The sequence below is a fragment of the Thalassovita sp. genome (assembly GCF_034670005.1).
In the GTDB taxonomy this organism is placed as follows: domain Bacteria; phylum Pseudomonadota; class Alphaproteobacteria; order Rhodobacterales; family Rhodobacteraceae; genus Thalassobius.
In genome coordinates this window covers 160,496-175,728 of record NZ_JAXMOH010000002.1, presented here as the reverse complement: position 1 = coordinate 175,728, position 15,233 = coordinate 160,496, and the positions used below count along the sequence as shown (strand labels likewise).

The 15,233-nt window shown below is 57.4% G+C and carries 16 protein-coding genes; 10 read left to right on the top strand and 6 right to left on the bottom strand.

Features of this window, described 5'->3' with window-relative positions; translation table 11 throughout:
• Positions 1 to 31: 31 nt before the first annotated feature.
• Positions 32 to 1,450: a protein adenylyltransferase SelO gene (locus tag VOI23_RS04750; RefSeq protein WP_323782309.1), complete on the top strand. Its 1,419-nt coding sequence runs from the start codon at positions 32 to 34 to the stop codon at positions 1,448 to 1,450.
• Positions 1,451 to 1,452: 2 nt separating this feature from the next.
• Here the strand turns inward: VOI23_RS04750 and VOI23_RS04745 are convergent, their stop codons facing one another.
• Both VOI23_RS04745 and VOI23_RS04740 read right to left on the bottom strand, forming a co-directional pair.
• Entirely contained in the window at positions 1,453 to 2,334 is an 882-nt protein-coding gene (locus VOI23_RS04745; protein WP_416376503.1) for a DMT family transporter, read from the bottom strand.
• A 45-nt stretch (positions 2,335 to 2,379) separates the two neighbouring features.
• Complete coding sequence (locus tag VOI23_RS04740; protein WP_323782306.1) at positions 2,380 to 3,015, bottom strand: hypothetical protein; 636 nt, start codon at positions 3,013 to 3,015, stop codon at positions 2,380 to 2,382.
• 37 nt (positions 3,016 to 3,052) lie between these two features.
• Here VOI23_RS04740 and VOI23_RS04735 point away from each other — a divergent pair, with 37 nt between their 5' ends.
• The 7 genes from VOI23_RS04735 to eno all read left to right on the top strand — a co-directional run bounded on the left by VOI23_RS04735 (position 3,053) and on the right by eno (position 9,430).
• Complete coding sequence (locus VOI23_RS04735) at positions 3,053 to 3,775, top strand: endonuclease/exonuclease/phosphatase family protein (protein WP_323782303.1); 723 nt, start codon at positions 3,053 to 3,055, stop codon at positions 3,773 to 3,775.
• Positions 3,776 to 3,829: 54 nt separating this feature from the next.
• Positions 3,830 to 5,089: a sodium:proton antiporter gene (locus VOI23_RS04730; RefSeq protein ID WP_323782300.1), complete on the top strand. Its 1,260-nt coding sequence runs from the start codon at positions 3,830 to 3,832 to the stop codon at positions 5,087 to 5,089.
• A gap of 8 nt (positions 5,090 to 5,097) precedes the next feature.
• The gene (locus VOI23_RS04725; RefSeq protein WP_323782297.1) at positions 5,098 to 5,640 is read left to right on the top strand and encodes a DUF1697 domain-containing protein; all 543 of its coding nucleotides are present in this window, start codon (positions 5,098 to 5,100) and stop codon (positions 5,638 to 5,640) included.
• The gene (locus tag VOI23_RS04720; RefSeq protein ID WP_323782294.1) at positions 5,637 to 6,485 is read left to right on the top strand and encodes a PhzF family phenazine biosynthesis protein; all 849 of its coding nucleotides are present in this window, start codon (positions 5,637 to 5,639) and stop codon (positions 6,483 to 6,485) included. The genes VOI23_RS04725 and VOI23_RS04720 overlap by 4 nt, the downstream gene beginning before the upstream one ends.
• A gap of 112 nt (positions 6,486 to 6,597) precedes the next feature.
• The gene (locus VOI23_RS04715) at positions 6,598 to 7,011 is read left to right on the top strand and encodes a Fur family transcriptional regulator (RefSeq protein ID WP_323782291.1); all 414 of its coding nucleotides are present in this window, start codon (positions 6,598 to 6,600) and stop codon (positions 7,009 to 7,011) included.
• 136 nt (positions 7,012 to 7,147) lie between these two features.
• The gene (locus VOI23_RS04710) at positions 7,148 to 8,044 is read left to right on the top strand and encodes a DMT family transporter (protein WP_323782288.1); all 897 of its coding nucleotides are present in this window, start codon (positions 7,148 to 7,150) and stop codon (positions 8,042 to 8,044) included.
• A gap of 111 nt (positions 8,045 to 8,155) precedes the next feature.
• Positions 8,156 to 9,430, top strand: a complete 1,275-nt coding sequence (gene eno / locus VOI23_RS04705; RefSeq protein ID WP_323782285.1) for a phosphopyruvate hydratase — start codon at positions 8,156 to 8,158, stop codon at positions 9,428 to 9,430.
• A 68-nt stretch (positions 9,431 to 9,498) separates the two neighbouring features.
• Here the strand turns inward: eno and VOI23_RS04700 are convergent, their stop codons facing one another.
• Positions 9,499 to 10,176, bottom strand: a complete 678-nt coding sequence (locus VOI23_RS04700; protein ID WP_323782283.1) for a hypothetical protein — start codon at positions 10,174 to 10,176, stop codon at positions 9,499 to 9,501.
• Positions 10,177 to 10,374: 198 nt separating this feature from the next.
• Between VOI23_RS04700 and VOI23_RS04695 the strand changes: the two genes are divergently transcribed.
• The gene (locus tag VOI23_RS04695) at positions 10,375 to 10,803 is read left to right on the top strand and encodes a cupin domain-containing protein (protein WP_323782280.1); all 429 of its coding nucleotides are present in this window, start codon (positions 10,375 to 10,377) and stop codon (positions 10,801 to 10,803) included.
• Between the two features lie 141 nt (positions 10,804 to 10,944).
• Positions 10,945 to 11,445 (top strand): DUF1097 domain-containing protein, encoded by a 501-nt coding sequence (locus tag VOI23_RS04690; RefSeq protein WP_323782277.1) that lies wholly within the window; start codon positions 10,945 to 10,947, stop codon positions 11,443 to 11,445.
• Between the two features lie 46 nt (positions 11,446 to 11,491).
• Here the strand turns inward: VOI23_RS04690 and pgi are convergent, their stop codons facing one another.
• The 3 genes from pgi to zwf are packed head-to-tail and all read right to left on the bottom strand — an operon-like array spanning position 11,492 to position 15,215.
• On the bottom strand, positions 11,492 to 13,093 hold the full coding sequence (pgi, locus tag VOI23_RS04685; RefSeq protein WP_323782274.1) for a glucose-6-phosphate isomerase: 1,602 nt from the start codon (positions 13,091 to 13,093) through the stop codon (positions 11,492 to 11,494).
• Positions 13,093 to 13,764 (bottom strand): 6-phosphogluconolactonase, encoded by a 672-nt coding sequence (gene pgl, locus VOI23_RS04680; protein ID WP_323782271.1) that lies wholly within the window; start codon positions 13,762 to 13,764, stop codon positions 13,093 to 13,095. The genes pgi and pgl overlap by 1 nt, the downstream gene beginning before the upstream one ends.
• Entirely contained in the window at positions 13,761 to 15,215 is a 1,455-nt protein-coding gene (gene zwf, locus VOI23_RS04675) for a glucose-6-phosphate dehydrogenase (protein WP_323782268.1), read from the bottom strand. Before zwf ends, pgl begins: the two co-directional genes overlap by 4 nt.
• Between the last annotated feature and the right edge of the window lie 18 nt (positions 15,216 to 15,233).

Genomic DNA, 15,233 nt, shown 5'->3' with positions numbered 1-15,233 from the left:
CTATTTTGTACCAGCGGTTTAGGTGACGGTCATGAGTTTGCAGATCCCTTTCGATAACAGCTATGCGGCTTTGCCTGCACGATTTTTCACTCGGGTTTCACCCGATCCGGTAGCGGCGCCCGAACTGGTCGCCTTCAACTCGGATTTGGCTGCCGAATTGAGGATCGGAGCCGCAAGCGCGTCGGTAATGGCCGAAATCTTTGCTGGCAATAAGATGCCAGATGGCGCGGCGCCACTGGCGCAGGTCTATGCCGGGCATCAATTTGGCGGATTTTCACCGCAGCTGGGCGATGGTCGTGCCGTGCTTTTGGGGGAAGTGGTCGATCGGGGTGGCAACCGCCGCGATATTCAACTGAAGGGATCTGGGCGCACACCCTATTCCCGCCGGGGCGATGGCCGCGCCTGGCTGGGGCCGGTGCTACGGGAATATGTGCTGAGCGAAGCGATGCATTGCCTTGGTATCCCGACCACGCGGGCATTGGCAGCGGTGCTCACGGGCGAAGCTGTTTATCGTGAAGAGGCCTTGCCGGGTGCGGTTCTGACCCGGGTGGCAGGCAGCCATATCCGTGTGGGCACGTTCCAGTATTTTGCCGCGCGACAGGATATTGAGGCGCTTGAGGCGCTTTTTACTTACGCCCGGGACCGGCATTATCCGCAGGCTGAAACCCCTTTGGATTTCCTGCGGGCAGTGATCGAACGTCAGGTGAAACTGGTGGTGCAATGGCTGTCCATCGGGTTCATCCACGGGGTTATGAATACCGATAACACCTCGATTTCTGGTGAAACCATTGATTACGGACCAGCGGCGTTTTTGGATATCTACCATCCGGTGACGGTCTATTCTTCGATCGATCATCACGGGCGCTATGCCTATGACAATCAGGCCAATGCCATCGCCTGGAACATGGCGCAGCTGGCCACCAGCCTTGTGCCGCTGATGCCCGACAGCGATGTGGCGATCAAGGCGTTCACCGAAACAGTTCATGCGATGTCCGGCATGATCCGGACCGAATGGATTTCGGCCTTCGGGCGTAAGATCGGGTTAGAGTCGGCGACGGACGAGGATGAGGCGCTGATTGGCGAACTGCTGACTTCGATGGCCGATAATCAGGCCGATTTCACCAATACGTTCCGGGCGCTGATCCATGGCGACGCGCGCGATCAGTTCACCGATCCGACCGCGTTCGATGCTTGGGCGACGCAGTGGCGGCAGCGGTTGCAGCGGGAAACCGACCCCGAGGCGTTGATGCGCAGCGTCAATCCCGCCTTCATCCCGCGCAATCACCGGGTGGAACAAATGATTCAATCGGCGCGGGCGGGCGATTATGCCCCGTTCGAACGGCTTCTGAAAGTGTTGTCGCGCCCGTATGAGGATCAGCCCGGGGCCGAGGATCTGACGCGTCCGCCGCTCTCAACGGAAGTGGTGCAGCAGACTTTTTGCGGGACCTGAGATCAGGCGCTGCGCCGGTTGATCAGGACGATCCCCACTGCCACCAGAAGCAGCGCCATAATGACCGGCAGACCGATCTGTTCTTCCAGCAGAAGCCAGCCCAGAACAACACTGATCACCGGGGACAAGAAGCTGAAACTTGCCACGCCCGAAGCCGGGTACATCTTCAGCAGGAAAAACCAGAACAGAAATCCGAAACTGGCCACGACGATAACCTGATAGGCAAGCCCCGCCATGTGCCAGATCGAGGGATCACGTAAAAGAGGGCCAAAAAACGGCGCGACTATCATCAGGATCACCGCCGAAACCGACAATTGCCACCACAACTGCATTTCCGGCACCTGTTCCGAAATCCGGGTCAGTCGCGCGGTCAGCGCGATCCCGGCCCAACCGCAGGCCCCCGCCAACGCGGCCAGATCGCCCAACAGGCTGGCTTCGCCACCATTGCGCGCCGACAAGACCAAGGCCACCCCGCCCATAGCAAGAGCAAGGCCAAGCGCCCGGACTGGTGTCAGCCGTTCGCCGGGCAACAGGAAATGCGCTGACAGCGACAGGATCACAGGCATTGAATAGAACAGGATCGAAGCGCGCCCCACCGTGGTATGGTCGAGCGCCCAGAACAAGCAGATGAATTCCCCGGCGAACAATGCACCTAACAGCAACCCCGAGGCCCAGAATTCCCGTGGCAACCGGATCGGAATGCCGCGCGCGACCATCCAGAGGGTCAGAACGATCAATGCGCCAACCGAACGGATGCCCGCCATGAAGACCGGCTGAAACCCGGTGTTTCCCAACTTTACAACGACTTGATTGAAGGCAAGCACCACGGCGAAGCCCGTCAACATCAGCGCGCCAAGCCCGTCTATGCTGTTTTTTCTTTCCATGGCGCTAAATGAAGCCGAACCGCAGACGGCGTCAAGATGCGGAATTTATTTTCGCCAGCGTTGAAATAATCTCGGATTATGCCTGACAAATTCGTCGATGACGCCGGTCAGGCCACCATGTTCCCGAGACTTGAGGTAGAACCATCCCGCCCCTGCCCCGAATATGGCCCCGGTCCCGTCGACGATCAGGTCGCCCATCGTGTCCTGCAGCCCCGATTTTTGGGTATTGAAGCCGAAAAGGGAATCCATGGTGAATTCGAAGATTTCCCACATCGTGCCTACCGCCATCGCAAAGCAGAAGGCAAACAATGCGACGGCGTAGGGAGGAGCCGCGTATTTGTCGCCCTGAAACATGATGAAGATCAAAACGAAACCGATCAGACCTACGCCGACGGCCCCGGTGCCGTGCATGACAATGTCCCACCACCAAAACCGGTCGTAGAAATCGAAAGCTTCGCCCAGTAACAGCGTCGATCCGGCGAATAGTGTTGCCGCGGCGATGAAACTGGGCGGGATCACCACATTGGCCCAGCGGGACAGGAACAGTGGCGTCAGCGACAAACCCAATGTCGCCAGCGCCACAAAGGCCGGGTACCACCGCCCGACGATCAAAGAGACCGCTGCAAAAATGAACAGCAATGCCCATATCGTGCGGGCAACCCATGTCTGTTCGGCAAACATTCCGTGACTTCCCGTATCAAACCTGTATCCAGTTCTTATGATCTTACCCACCTGTCGCATTGCAAGCTACAATCTTCAAAAATGCGTTGGTCTGGACCTGCGCCGCCGGCCGGACAGGTCGCTTAGCGTGATCGCGGACTTGAACGCTCAGGTGGTGGTGCTGCAGGAAGCCGACAAGCGGTTACCGCCGCGTCCAGCCGCCCTGCCCCATGAGATGATCGAGGATGATGGCTGGACCATTCTGCCTTTCGGTCAGCCCGGCGGGTCGATCGGTTGGCACGGCAATGCGATGCTGGTCCGGCCCGGGGTGGCACTGCAACAAACTGCGCATATCGAATTGCCGGGGCTGGAACCACGCGGTGCGATCCGGGCAGAACTGGACACATCCATCGGTCCGTTGCGGGTGATCGGGGCGCATCTGGGGCTGATCCGCCGTTATCGACTGTTGCAGGTCGGCGCGATCATCCGCCATTTGCGCGACCTGCCGGATATGCCGACGGTGCTGGCCGGGGATTTCAACGAATGGGGGTCGGTGCGGCCACTCGATACGGTAGCGCATGGATTGCGCTTCATCCCGGCCGCGCTCAGCTTTCCAGCCCCGCGTCCTGTGGCTGCTTTGGACCGTTTCGCACTGTCCGATCACCTGCAGGCCGTTCAAACCAAGGCGCATCGGGGACAACCGGCGCGCATCGCATCGGATCATCTACCGGTCTGGATTGATATCGCCATGGCGCAATGCCCCCCGGTGAAACGCTTTTGAAATCACCGGGAGTGTGCTAGCCGGAACCCACGGCTTGCATCAAATGAGTTTCCAATGACGATTCTTCAGATCACATCCACCCTGATCGTTCTTGCCGGTATGTTCGGCGCGATCAATTATCTGTTTCTGCGGCTGCCTTCTGCCATCGGGATATTGATCGTGTCGCTTCTTGCGTCGATGTCGGTGCTTGTGATGGATCTGGTCTTGCCCGGTTTAAACATGGCAGCCACAGCACGCAAAGTGGTGTTGGGTATCGATTTTTCCGACGCCTTACTGGAAGGCATGTTGGGCCTTTTGCTGTTTGCCGGGGCTCTGCATGTGAAGCTTGCCGATCTGCGGCAACAATGGACCGTGGTCGTGTTGATGGCGACACTGGGTGTGGGGCTGTCCACGGCGATTGTAGGTTTTGGTTTCAGCTGGATCACCGGGATGCCGCTTATGGTGGCGCTGGTCTTCGGGGCGCTGATTTCGCCGACCGATCCGGTCGCAGTCATGGGGGTGTTGCGCGAAGCCAGTCTGCGCAAATCGTTGGAAACCAAGATCGCTGGGGAATCTCTGTTCAATGACGGGGTTGGCTATGTCGTGTTCCTGGTGTTGGTCGCGCTCGCCTTTCCTGCTGTCGGCGGACATGGTGGCGGTCACGAAACCACTGCGATGACCGCGATCACGCTTTTCGTGCAGGAAGCTTTTGGCGGTGCCATCCTCGGCATTGTTCTCGGCTGGCTGACCTTTCGGGTGATGCGGCGCATTGACGACTATTCGCTTGAGGTTCTGATCACGCTTGGATTGGCTTTCGGCGGCTACGAACTGGCGGTTTGGTTGCATGTGTCCGCCCCGATCATGGCCGTCTGCGCCGGGTTGTTAATTGGTGATATCGGCACCAAGCACGGGATGTCCGAAGAAACCCGCCGCTATGTCGAGGCATTCTGGAAACTGATCGATGAAATTCTGAATGCGGTTTTGTTTTTGCTGATCGGATTCGAAGTCTTCGCTGTCACGCTGGACATGCAATATTTAACTGCCGGGGCGTCTGCCATTGCTCTTGCACTGTTCGCTCGGCTTATGGCCGTTGCGATACCAATCTTTCTATTGCGCCCATTCCGCGGCTTTGGCCGCGGGGTGATCCCGATCATGACCTGGGGCGGGTTGAAGGGGGGGATATCGGTCGCGCTGGCGCTGTCGGTCCCTGACGGCGAATGGAAAACCATGATCCTGACCGCGACTTATCTGGTGGTGATCTTTTCGATCATTGTTCAGGGATTGACCGTGGCACAGGTCGCCAATCGCTTTGGCCGCGAACCCGATCTGATGTGATCAGAACCATGACACGCTGGGCGATTTTTCTGCGCGGGGTGAATGTCGGTGGGCATGGCAAACTGCCGATGGCTGATCTGCGCCGGTCGCTCAGGGCAATCGGCGCTGTAAATGTCGCCACCAATATCCAGTCGGGCAATATCGTGATGGATCACGACGAAGACAGCGCGTCAGCTATCTCTGAAATGGTGTCCGGTTTGATCGAAAAGGATTTCGGGTTCCGGCCTACGGCTGTCGCGATACCCCCCGAGGCATTAGACACTCTGATCAGCGCCCTGAAACCGCCCGACACGATTGAGCCAAAAAACATCCATGTCTATCTTCTCGATGGCGACCCGCCACCGGACCTTCCGACGAAAATGTCCCCCTATTGCACCCAAGGCGAAGAGGTTTTGCTGCTGCCCAACGCAATTGCTGTTTTTACCCCGAATGGGATTGGCCGGTCGAAACTGGCCGCCCCGCTGGATCGGTTTTTGAAAAATCGCGCGACCGCGCGCAATCTGAACAGCCTGCGCAAGGTGCAGGCGATGTTAGGGGGAAAACCCAAGTGACCGACTTTCTTGTTCTCGATGTCTTTTCCGAAACTCCCTATGGCGGCAATCAGTTGGCCGTTATTCCTGATGCCACCAATCTGGCCGAAGCGCAGTTGCAGAAGATAGCGCGGGAATTCAATTACTCCGAAACCACCTTTGTTTTTCCGCCAGAAGATCCGGCTCATACCGCCAAGGTGCGCATTTTCACCCCGATGATGGAGGTGCCCTTTGCCGGACATCCTACCATCGGCACTGCGGTGGCGATGGCCGGATTGGGTCATGGTCCCGATATGGTTCTCGAACTGGGCGTTGGGCCGCTGGTCTGTTACGCTGAAAACGGGACGGCGCGTTTCACCACCCGTGCGGGACTGGACCAGATGGGGCAGCCTGACATCGCCTTGATCGCGCGCGCGCTTGGGCTGAGTGCGGATCGGATTTCGACCTCTGTTCATGCCCCGGTCATGGCAAGCCTCGGTCTGCCCTTTACCTTTACAGAACTGACCGACCGTGCTGCGTTATCCGCCATTGTCACCGACATATCGGCCTTTCGCGACGGCGCGGACCAATATCCGGCAACGCTTGATTTTGCGCAATTCGCATATGTCCGGGACAGAAACACCATTCATGCCCGTATGTTCGCGCCATTGGATAACATCCCCGAAGATCCCGCCACCGGCAGTGCTGCGGCGACCCTTGCGGCGTATCTGTCACAACTGGAAGGGCATGATCTGAATCTGCAACTGCATCAGGGCGACGACATGGGCCGGCCCAGCGTGATCGGCGTTCAGACCCGAAACGGTGCGGTGACTGTGTCGGGATCAGCCGTCAAGGTGATGGAAGGCCGATTTATTGTGGAACCCTGACCGGAGAGATTGCAGCGTGCCGGAAAGGTCGTTATCTGACCACTCCACTGCAAAGTGGGTGGAACACATCCGGCTCAAACGTTAAACAGAATGCGGCAAAACAGGGACAGCCATGTCAGACACGATCATTTCGCGCTGTGAAACCATGGGGCTTCGGATGACCGGTCAGCGCCGGACCATCGCTGCCGTTTTGCAGGAATCGCATGATCATCCCGATGTTGACGAACTCTATGCCCGCGCCAGCGCCCGGGACCCGCGCATTTCCATCGCCACCGTCTATCGTACGGTGAAACTGTTCGAAGAAGCCGGGATCCTCGACAAACTTGAATTCGGTGATGGCCGCGCCCGCTATGAGGATGCCGAACGCGATCACCATGACCATCTTATCGACATGCATTCCGGTGAAGTGATCGAATTCGTCGATCCTGAGATTGAGAAGCTTCAGGAAAAAATAGCTCAAAAGCTGGGATATCGGCTGAAGGGACACCGGCTTGAACTTTACGGTGTGCCGATCAACAAAGACTGAGCCGTTCCGCACTGCGATCCATGACTAAATGTGATTAACGAATTAACGACGTATCATATGTAGCGTCAGAATATCTCTTGCGCCCTGACATCGCTTGGGCTTTGCCTGTCTGGGCGCCCCCATTCGGACTCAGCCCATGAATAATACCAAAGCCAATCTGCTGTTCGTTCTTGCGATGGCCCTGTTTGCAGTTCAGGACCTGTTCGTCAAACGTCTGACTGTGCACGTCCCGGCAAGCGAGGTAATCTTTTTCCTCGGCCTTGGCGCGGCTATCATTTTCGCGGCAATTGCGTTGCGGACGGGCAAGACACTGTTTCCACCCATTTCCGTCTACCCCTTGCTTTATCTGCGCACGGTTAGCGAAGCATTTTGCGCCATCTTCATCATTACATCGCTTTCAACTGTCCCGTTGGCGACCTTTGCCACTGTGTTTCAGGCGGTGCCGCTGGTGGTGACAATGGGCGCGGCGGTATTCTTGAAGGAACAGGTCGGCTGGCGCCGCTGGCTGGCCATTGCTGTCGGGTTTTGTGGCGTATTGATGATCATCCGCCCCGGGTCCAGCGGATTTGACAGCGCGACATTGCTGGTGCTGGCGGCGGTCTTGGCGATTTCCGTGCGCGATGTCATTTCGCGTCGATTGCCGGTGGAACTGCCCAGCTCCGTGGTGTCGTTTCAGGGCTTTGCCGCGCTGATCGTTGCCGGGCCGGTTCTGGGGTTGGTTCTGCAGCAGAATCCGGTCCAGCCTACGGCGGGTCAATGGGGGTATCTGGCGTCAACAGTCGGACTTGGCGTGGTCGGCTATGCAGCGATGATCGTTGCTATGCGCATCGGTGAAGTGTCGGCATTGGCCCCGTTTCGCTATTCCCGAATGGTTTTCAGCATGGGATTGGGCATTCTTCTGTTGGGGGAACGTCCAGATTTAATGACCTATGCAGGTGCCGCTCTGATCATCGCATCGGGGCTTTATACCTATTTGCGCGAACGCCGATTGAACAAACGGGCCGCCCTGATCATCGCCGCCGGTCCGCTCTGATCCGGGTTTTCCATTTCCGTTATCGCAAACTTGTCCCCTGCCCCTTTTCACCCCTGCAACGGGGCTCTACAAGGACGCTCAAACGGTCTTTTCACAAGGGAAACACACCCAATGAGCACCATCATCGACATTCACGCCCGCGAAATCCTCGATAGCCGCGGCAATCCCACGGTTGAGGTCGACGTGATCCTCGAAGACGGCACCTTGGGTCGCGCAGCGGTTCCTTCGGGTGCCTCGACCGGCGCGCATGAGGCCGTCGAAAAACGCGATGGCGACAAGGCGCGGTATTTGGGCAAGGGCGTGCTGGAAGCGGTCGCCGCCGTGAATGGTGAAATTGCCGAAGATCTGGTCGGCATGGACGTGACCGAACAGGTGGCCATTGACCAAGCGATGATCGAACTGGACGGCACCCCGAACAAGAGCCGTTTGGGTGCCAACGCCATTCTGGGCGTTTCGCTGGCCTGCGCCAAGGCCGCCGCCGATTTCACCGCGCAGCCGCTTTACCGCTATGTTGGCGGTACCTCTGCCCGGGTTCTGCCGGTGCCAATGATGAACATCATCAATGGCGGCGAACATGCCGACAACCCGATCGACATTCAGGAATTCATGATCATGCCGGTATCGGCAGCGAACGTGAAAGAAGCGATCCGCATGGGATCGGAAGTGTTCCATACGCTGAAGAAAGAGTTGTCAGCAGCCGGGTACAATACCGGGATCGGGGATGAAGGCGGCTTTGCCCCTGCTCTGGAATCGACCCGCAAGGCGCTCGATTTCGTTATGCAGTCGATCGAGAAGGCCGGCTACAAGGCGGGTGAAGACATCTATCTCGCGCTCGATTGTGCATCTACCGAATATTACGAGGGCGGCAAGTACGAGATGAAAGGCGAAGGCAAATCGCTGACATCCGCCGAAAACGCCGATTACCTGGCCGAACTATGCAACGACTATCCGATCATTTCGATCGAGGACGGCATGGCCGAAGACGACTGGGAAGGCTGGAAGCTGCTGACCGAGAAACTGGGCGATAAGGTGCAACTGGTCGGTGACGACCTCTTTGTGACCAACCCGGTGCGCCTTGCCGATGGCATCGCGCAGGGCGTGGCAAACTCGATGCTTGTCAAGGTGAACCAGATCGGAACACTGACCGAAACCCTGCAGGCGGTCGATATGGCCCACCGCGCGCGCTATACCAACGTGATGTCGCACCGGTCGGGCGAAACCGAGGACGCCACCATCGCCGATCTGGCCGTGGCGACCAATTGCGGTCAGATCAAGACCGGGTCTTTGTCGCGTTCGGACCGTCTGGCCAAGTATAATCAGTTGATCCGGATCGAGGAACTTCTGGGTGAAACGGCCGAATATGCTGGGCGTTCGATCCTGAAGTGACCCTGCGACCCTGATGTGCCCCCCGATCCCGGATCGGGGGGGCGTTTAGCGGCCCCAAGCGATGCCCGTCAGTTTCGCGGGATCGACAGGAAGCTGACGACAAGCCCCTTGCCGGTGAAATTACTGCTGTAGCTGTTGCCGATCGCCGCCTTCAGCTTGGGTTCGAACAGGCGCAGTTTTGCCGCGACCCCGGCATCCGCCTGGGTATCCGATTTAGTTTCGAATTCCAGATCGCCATAGATCACTGACTGGACCTGATAGGCGGCCCAGTCGAACCGGTCGATGCTGCTGCGCCAACCTTCGCATTTCCGGCGATTGCCCAGATACCTGAACAGGGTTTCGGCTTCGACAAGCGAGATCGAGGACTGGTAGGCATTGGTCAACTTGAAGCTGAAATGCCGGGTCAGGTCGCCGCTCAGACCGGCGGCGACCATCTGGGTCTTGATCGCATCCAACTCTCCCGATGCGTTCAGATCGCGCAGCAGGTCGATATCTGCGACGCGTTCCGGCGCCTCCAGCTCGACCCCGGCATTGGCCAGGTCGAACACGCAGAGCTTTTCCAGGTTGGCGTGTTCGGTCATATCCATGGTCGGCGTTTCGCGCACGAAATAAAGCGACCCAACCTTGATCCCGCTTCGCGGCGGCCGCAATTCGCGTCCCCCGATGTCGCGCGAAGGCAGGTTCGGGGTGCAGGCGGACGTGGTAAGGACGAATGCGGCAACCAAAGCGGTGGGAAATTTGGGCATAATGGGAACTCCTTAAACTATTCGTAGCTTCGAAAATACTCGGATGATAGAAGTCGCGACAATTGCAAGTCAACAAACCCGCAACTGTGGCAACCTTAATGAGAATTAGCCCCGTTGAAGCCGGCGCCCATCGATTGCGATGCGTCCTGCCTTGGTCTACAGCTACCCCCGCCTGCAACCGGAGTCTGGCCGCCCGACATGACCGCAAAAGACATCATCGAAAAACTCAACCTGCAACCGCATCCCGAGGGTGGATACTACCGCCAGACCTGGATTGAGCCACGTGATGACGATCAGCGCCCGAGCGGGACCTGTATCTATTTCCTGCTCAAATCTGGCGAACGCAGCCATTGGCACCGGGTCGATGCGGTCGAGATCTGGCACCATTATACAGGTGCCCCGCTGATCCTGTCGGTTGCCGAAACCGGGACCGGTCCGGCCCGTGACTATGTTCTGGGACCAGATTTGAATGCGGGACAATCGCCACAGCTAATCGTTCCCAAACACCATTGGCAGGCAGCCAGAACAACCGGTGACTATACTTTGGTCGGGTGCACGGTTTCACCCGGATTTCGTTTCGAGGGTTTTGAATTGGCCGAAGATAATTTTGATATTCCAAAGGCATAGATGTAATTCTGAAATGTCACTCCCTTTGGGGTCGTATAAACCATGGTCGCATTCGCTTAAATTTTCGCCGCCCCTAAGGTTTCGGCGCGTCCCGGTCGCACAAGCGGACCGGACGTGGGAACAAACGGGAGGACAAACCAAATGAATCTTATCAATGCATTGGCACTATCCATTGGCGTATTGGCGGCAGTGGCGACCTATCTCTGTCTGGGCACGACCTTTGGGCTGGCTGTTTGGGCGCTGTTCATTGGCTGGGGCAGTTTTTATCACACTGGCGGAGGTGTCGACGGGTTTACCAAATCTGCCACCAATCATGCATGGGGCGTCATCGTCGCTGCGGTCGCGTTGTTTCTGGTCGCTACCGTCGGTGGTAGCGTTGCTGTGACTTCGGCGATCGTGGGCGCATCGGTGGTCGTGCTGGTGATGGGCGCACATGTGCCAGCGCTCGCCACCATTCCGGCCGCCGTTTATGGCTATGCCTCAACTGCGGGGTTTTGCCTGCTGAGCGGAGTTGCCTTGGCCGAAATTCCGGCGCTCGGTATGGCGGCTGTGACCATCTTTGTCTCGCTGGTGTTGGGCAACGCATTCGGCTTCGTCTCCGAAAAAGGTGCTGGCATCCTGACCGCGAATGCCGAAGGCTGATAACCTCTTTTCGCGCGGATGTTTCGGCGTTCGCGTGAATTAACTCTCAGACGGATTGGATCACGTCAATCAACGCACGGGTTGACCCATCCTTGTCCGCAGCGGATGCTTTCCCATCCAGAACAGGTTGTAGCGCCAGAGCCAGTTCCTTGCCAAGTTCGACCCCCCACTGGTCGAATGAATTGATGCCCAGAACGACGCCCTCGACAAACACCCGGTGTTCGTAAAGCGCGATAATCTGACCCAGCCGATAGGGCGTCAGCAGATCATAGACCAGCATGGTCGACGGCCGGTTGCCGGGAAACACCCGATGCCGTGCCTGCCGTTTCAGTTCATCGCCCTGAAACCCTTTGGCAGACATCAATTCGCACGCCTGATCCAGCGACCGACCTTTCAGCAACGCTTCGGATTGGGCCAAACAATTGGCGACCAACAGCCGGTGTTGATGGTCCATATCTGGTTCATGTCCCTTGGCACCGACCATGAATTCACACGGCACGATTGCCGTGCCCTGATGGATCAGTTGGTAAAATGCATGTTGCCCATTGGTGCCCGGTTCACCCCAGACAACCGGCCCCGCAGCGGTCTGTAAATCGCTGCCATCCATCGCCACGCGCTTGCCGTTGCTTTCCATTTCAAGCTGTTGCAGATAGGCGGGCAACCTTTCCAGTCGCTGTTCATAAGGCAGCACAGCGCGGGTTGCATACCCCATGCCCTGATGGTGCCACAGGCCGACCAGCGCCAGCAGCACTGGCAGGTTATCGGCGAGAGGCGTATCGCGGAAATGGGCATCCATCGACGCGCCGCCCTGCAAAAACTCATTGAAACGTTTCGGTCCGATGGCGATCATCAGGCTTAGCCCGATCGGGCCCCACATCGAATAGCGTCCACCGACCCAGTCTTCGAACCCGAAAACGCGTTCCGGCGCGATGCCAAATTCGGCGGTCTTGTCATCTGCCGTCGACAGAGCCGCAAAGTGATGCCCCGGGTCGGACACTTTCCGGCCGATCCAGTCCCGGGCGGTCGCGGCATTGGTCATTGTTTCTATCGTGCTGAAGGTTTTCGACGCCACGATCACCAGCGTGGTTTCCGGGGGCAGCCCGGCCAACGTATCGGAAATATGCGCGCCATCGACGTTCGACACAAAATGGATCTTTGGTCCGTCGTGATACGGTGCCAACGCCCTGATGCCCATGACCGGGCCCAGATCAGACCCGCCGATGCCGATATTGACCACATCGGTAATCGCACCACCCTGCCCGGTAAAAGTACCTGAACGGACAGCATTGGCAAAATCTGCCATACGGTTCCGGGTGGCAACAACACCGGGCATGACATCGGTACCGTCCACCCGTATTTCGGCTCTGTCGGGGGCGCGTAGCGCGGTATGCAACACTGCACGACCTTCGGTTTCGTTGATCCGGTCGCCGGAAAACATTGCATCGCGCTTGCCTTCCACATTGGCGCATTGGGCCAGGTTCAGCAACGCTGCCATAGTCGCTTCGTCGATATTGGTCTTGGAAAAATCAAAATACAGCCCGTCAAAGCGACGGGAAAACCTTGTAGCCCTGTCAGATGTTTCAAACAGGGACAGTATTGGCCTGTCCTTTACTTTAGCGGCCAATTCCGCCAGGTCTTCTAAATTCATTATTTTGCCCAATGAATGGTTGCGGTATCCAGAATCGCTTTCACCGGGGCTTCTTCCGGGGAAAGATGTTCGGCCCGCATCACTGCTTCTTTCTTGTCGTCGCCGGTGATGACAATATGCAGGTTCAGCGCGTTTCTCAACACCCTCGCACTGAGGGTAATGCGTTGTTCCTCCAATCCTTCTGCCTGCATCGGGACCAACAACGGCGCATGCGAATCCAGCGCCAAACGCAGATTGTCGCCGCGCGGAAAAAGCGACGCTGTGTGCATGTCCTCGCCCATTCCCAGTAACGCGACCGAAATCGGCAAAAAAGGGGTCAGTTGTGCCGCCAATTCGGGTATCGCCTCTTCGGGGGTGGCCGTGGGCAAGTATAGCGGAAACAACCGTGCCTTCCCGGCATGTCCGGTCAATAACCGGTCACGGATTAGCCTGGCATTCGAACGGGGGTGATCCTGCGGCACCCAACGTTCGTCGCTCAGAAGCACATCAATCCGGTCCCAATCGAATTCCACATCGCACAAATCATCGAAAATGGGACCCGGCGTGGTGCCGCCGGGCACTACCAGCGTGGCCCGGTCCTGATGTTGCAACACGGCGTTCAGTTCGCCAGCCAACTGGTTGGCCAGATCAATCGCCATCATATCGCGGTCGGCGTATTCGATAAGATTCATGACCGAACCTCGCGCCAGCGGCGGCCATCATGATGCATGAGCATCAAGGCTTCTTCCGGTCCGGAACTGCCCGATTCATAAGGTACGGGTTTGGCGCCGCGCTTTTCCCAATCCGCGATGACCGGATCGGTCCAGGCCCAGGCGGCTTCGACTTCATCGCCGCGCATGAACAAGGTCTGGTTGCCGCGGATCACGTCCATGATCAGACGTTCATAAGCGTCCGATACATTTTCTGCTTCTGGTCCAAGGGCTTCGGTAAAGGTCATGTCCAGAGGAACATCAACCAGCCGCATACCGCCCGGTCCCGGTTCCTTGATGGTCACATCCAGATCGATACCTTCGTTCGGCTGAAGCCGAATGGTCAGGATGTTGCGATGTCGTCCGGCTTCGTCATCGAAAATCGAATGCGGTGTTTCCTTGAAAACCACAGCTATTTCACTTGTACGCGCCCGCATTCGTTTGCCCGTGCGTAAATAAAACGGCGTGGCGGCCCAGCGCCAGTTACTGAGATGGAGCTTTAACGCAATGAAGCTTTCGGTGGTGGAATCGGGATCACCGACATCGGCCAGATATCCGGCGCGATCCCCATCGGCCAAATATTGTCCGCGCACGATATCTTCCGGTTCGACCGGATCAAGCGCGCGGATCACCTTTAGTTTCTCGTCGCGCACCGAATCGGGTTCGAATTTTGACGGTGGTTCCATGGCGATCAGACACAACAGCTGCATCAGGTGGTTTTGCACCATATCGCGCATCGCGCCGGAACGATCATAGTATTCCCCACGCCCCTGCACACCCACGGTTTCAGCGACGGTGATCTGGATGTGATCGACATATTGGCTGTTCCATAACGGTTCAAACAGCATGTTACCGAACCGGATCGCCATCAGGTTCTGCACCGTTTCCTTGCCCAGATAGTGATCGATCCGGTAAATCTGATCTTCGGTAAAATGATCTGCGAGAGACCGGTTCAGTGCCCGCGCGGTTTCCAGATCGCGGCCAAAAGGTTTTTCAACCACGATCCGGGTGTCCTGATCGGCCATACCATAGCTGTGCAACCGTTCTGCCAGCGGGCCAAACAGGCTGGGCCCAACCGAGAAATAGAAACCTCGTACCCGACCAGGATGCATTTTGGCGGCAAGCTCCGCCCAGCCTTCATCGCCAAGTGCATCGGTCTTGACGTAGGACAGCGACAACAAGAACCCCTGCAAGTCGTCCTCTTCAAGATGAAACGAGCTGTTGAATTCCCTGATCGTTTCGGCCACGAAAACACGATACTGATCGTCGTCCATATCGGATCGCGCGGCCCCGATCACTCTTGCCCCTTCCGGAATCTGACCTGCACAAAAGCGGCGAAACAGTGCTGGCAAAATTTTACGCCGAGCCAAATCTCCGGTGCCGCCGAAGATAACCAGATCGAATGGGTCCACAGGAATGACTCGTGATGCCATGGGTTAACCTCAATTTTG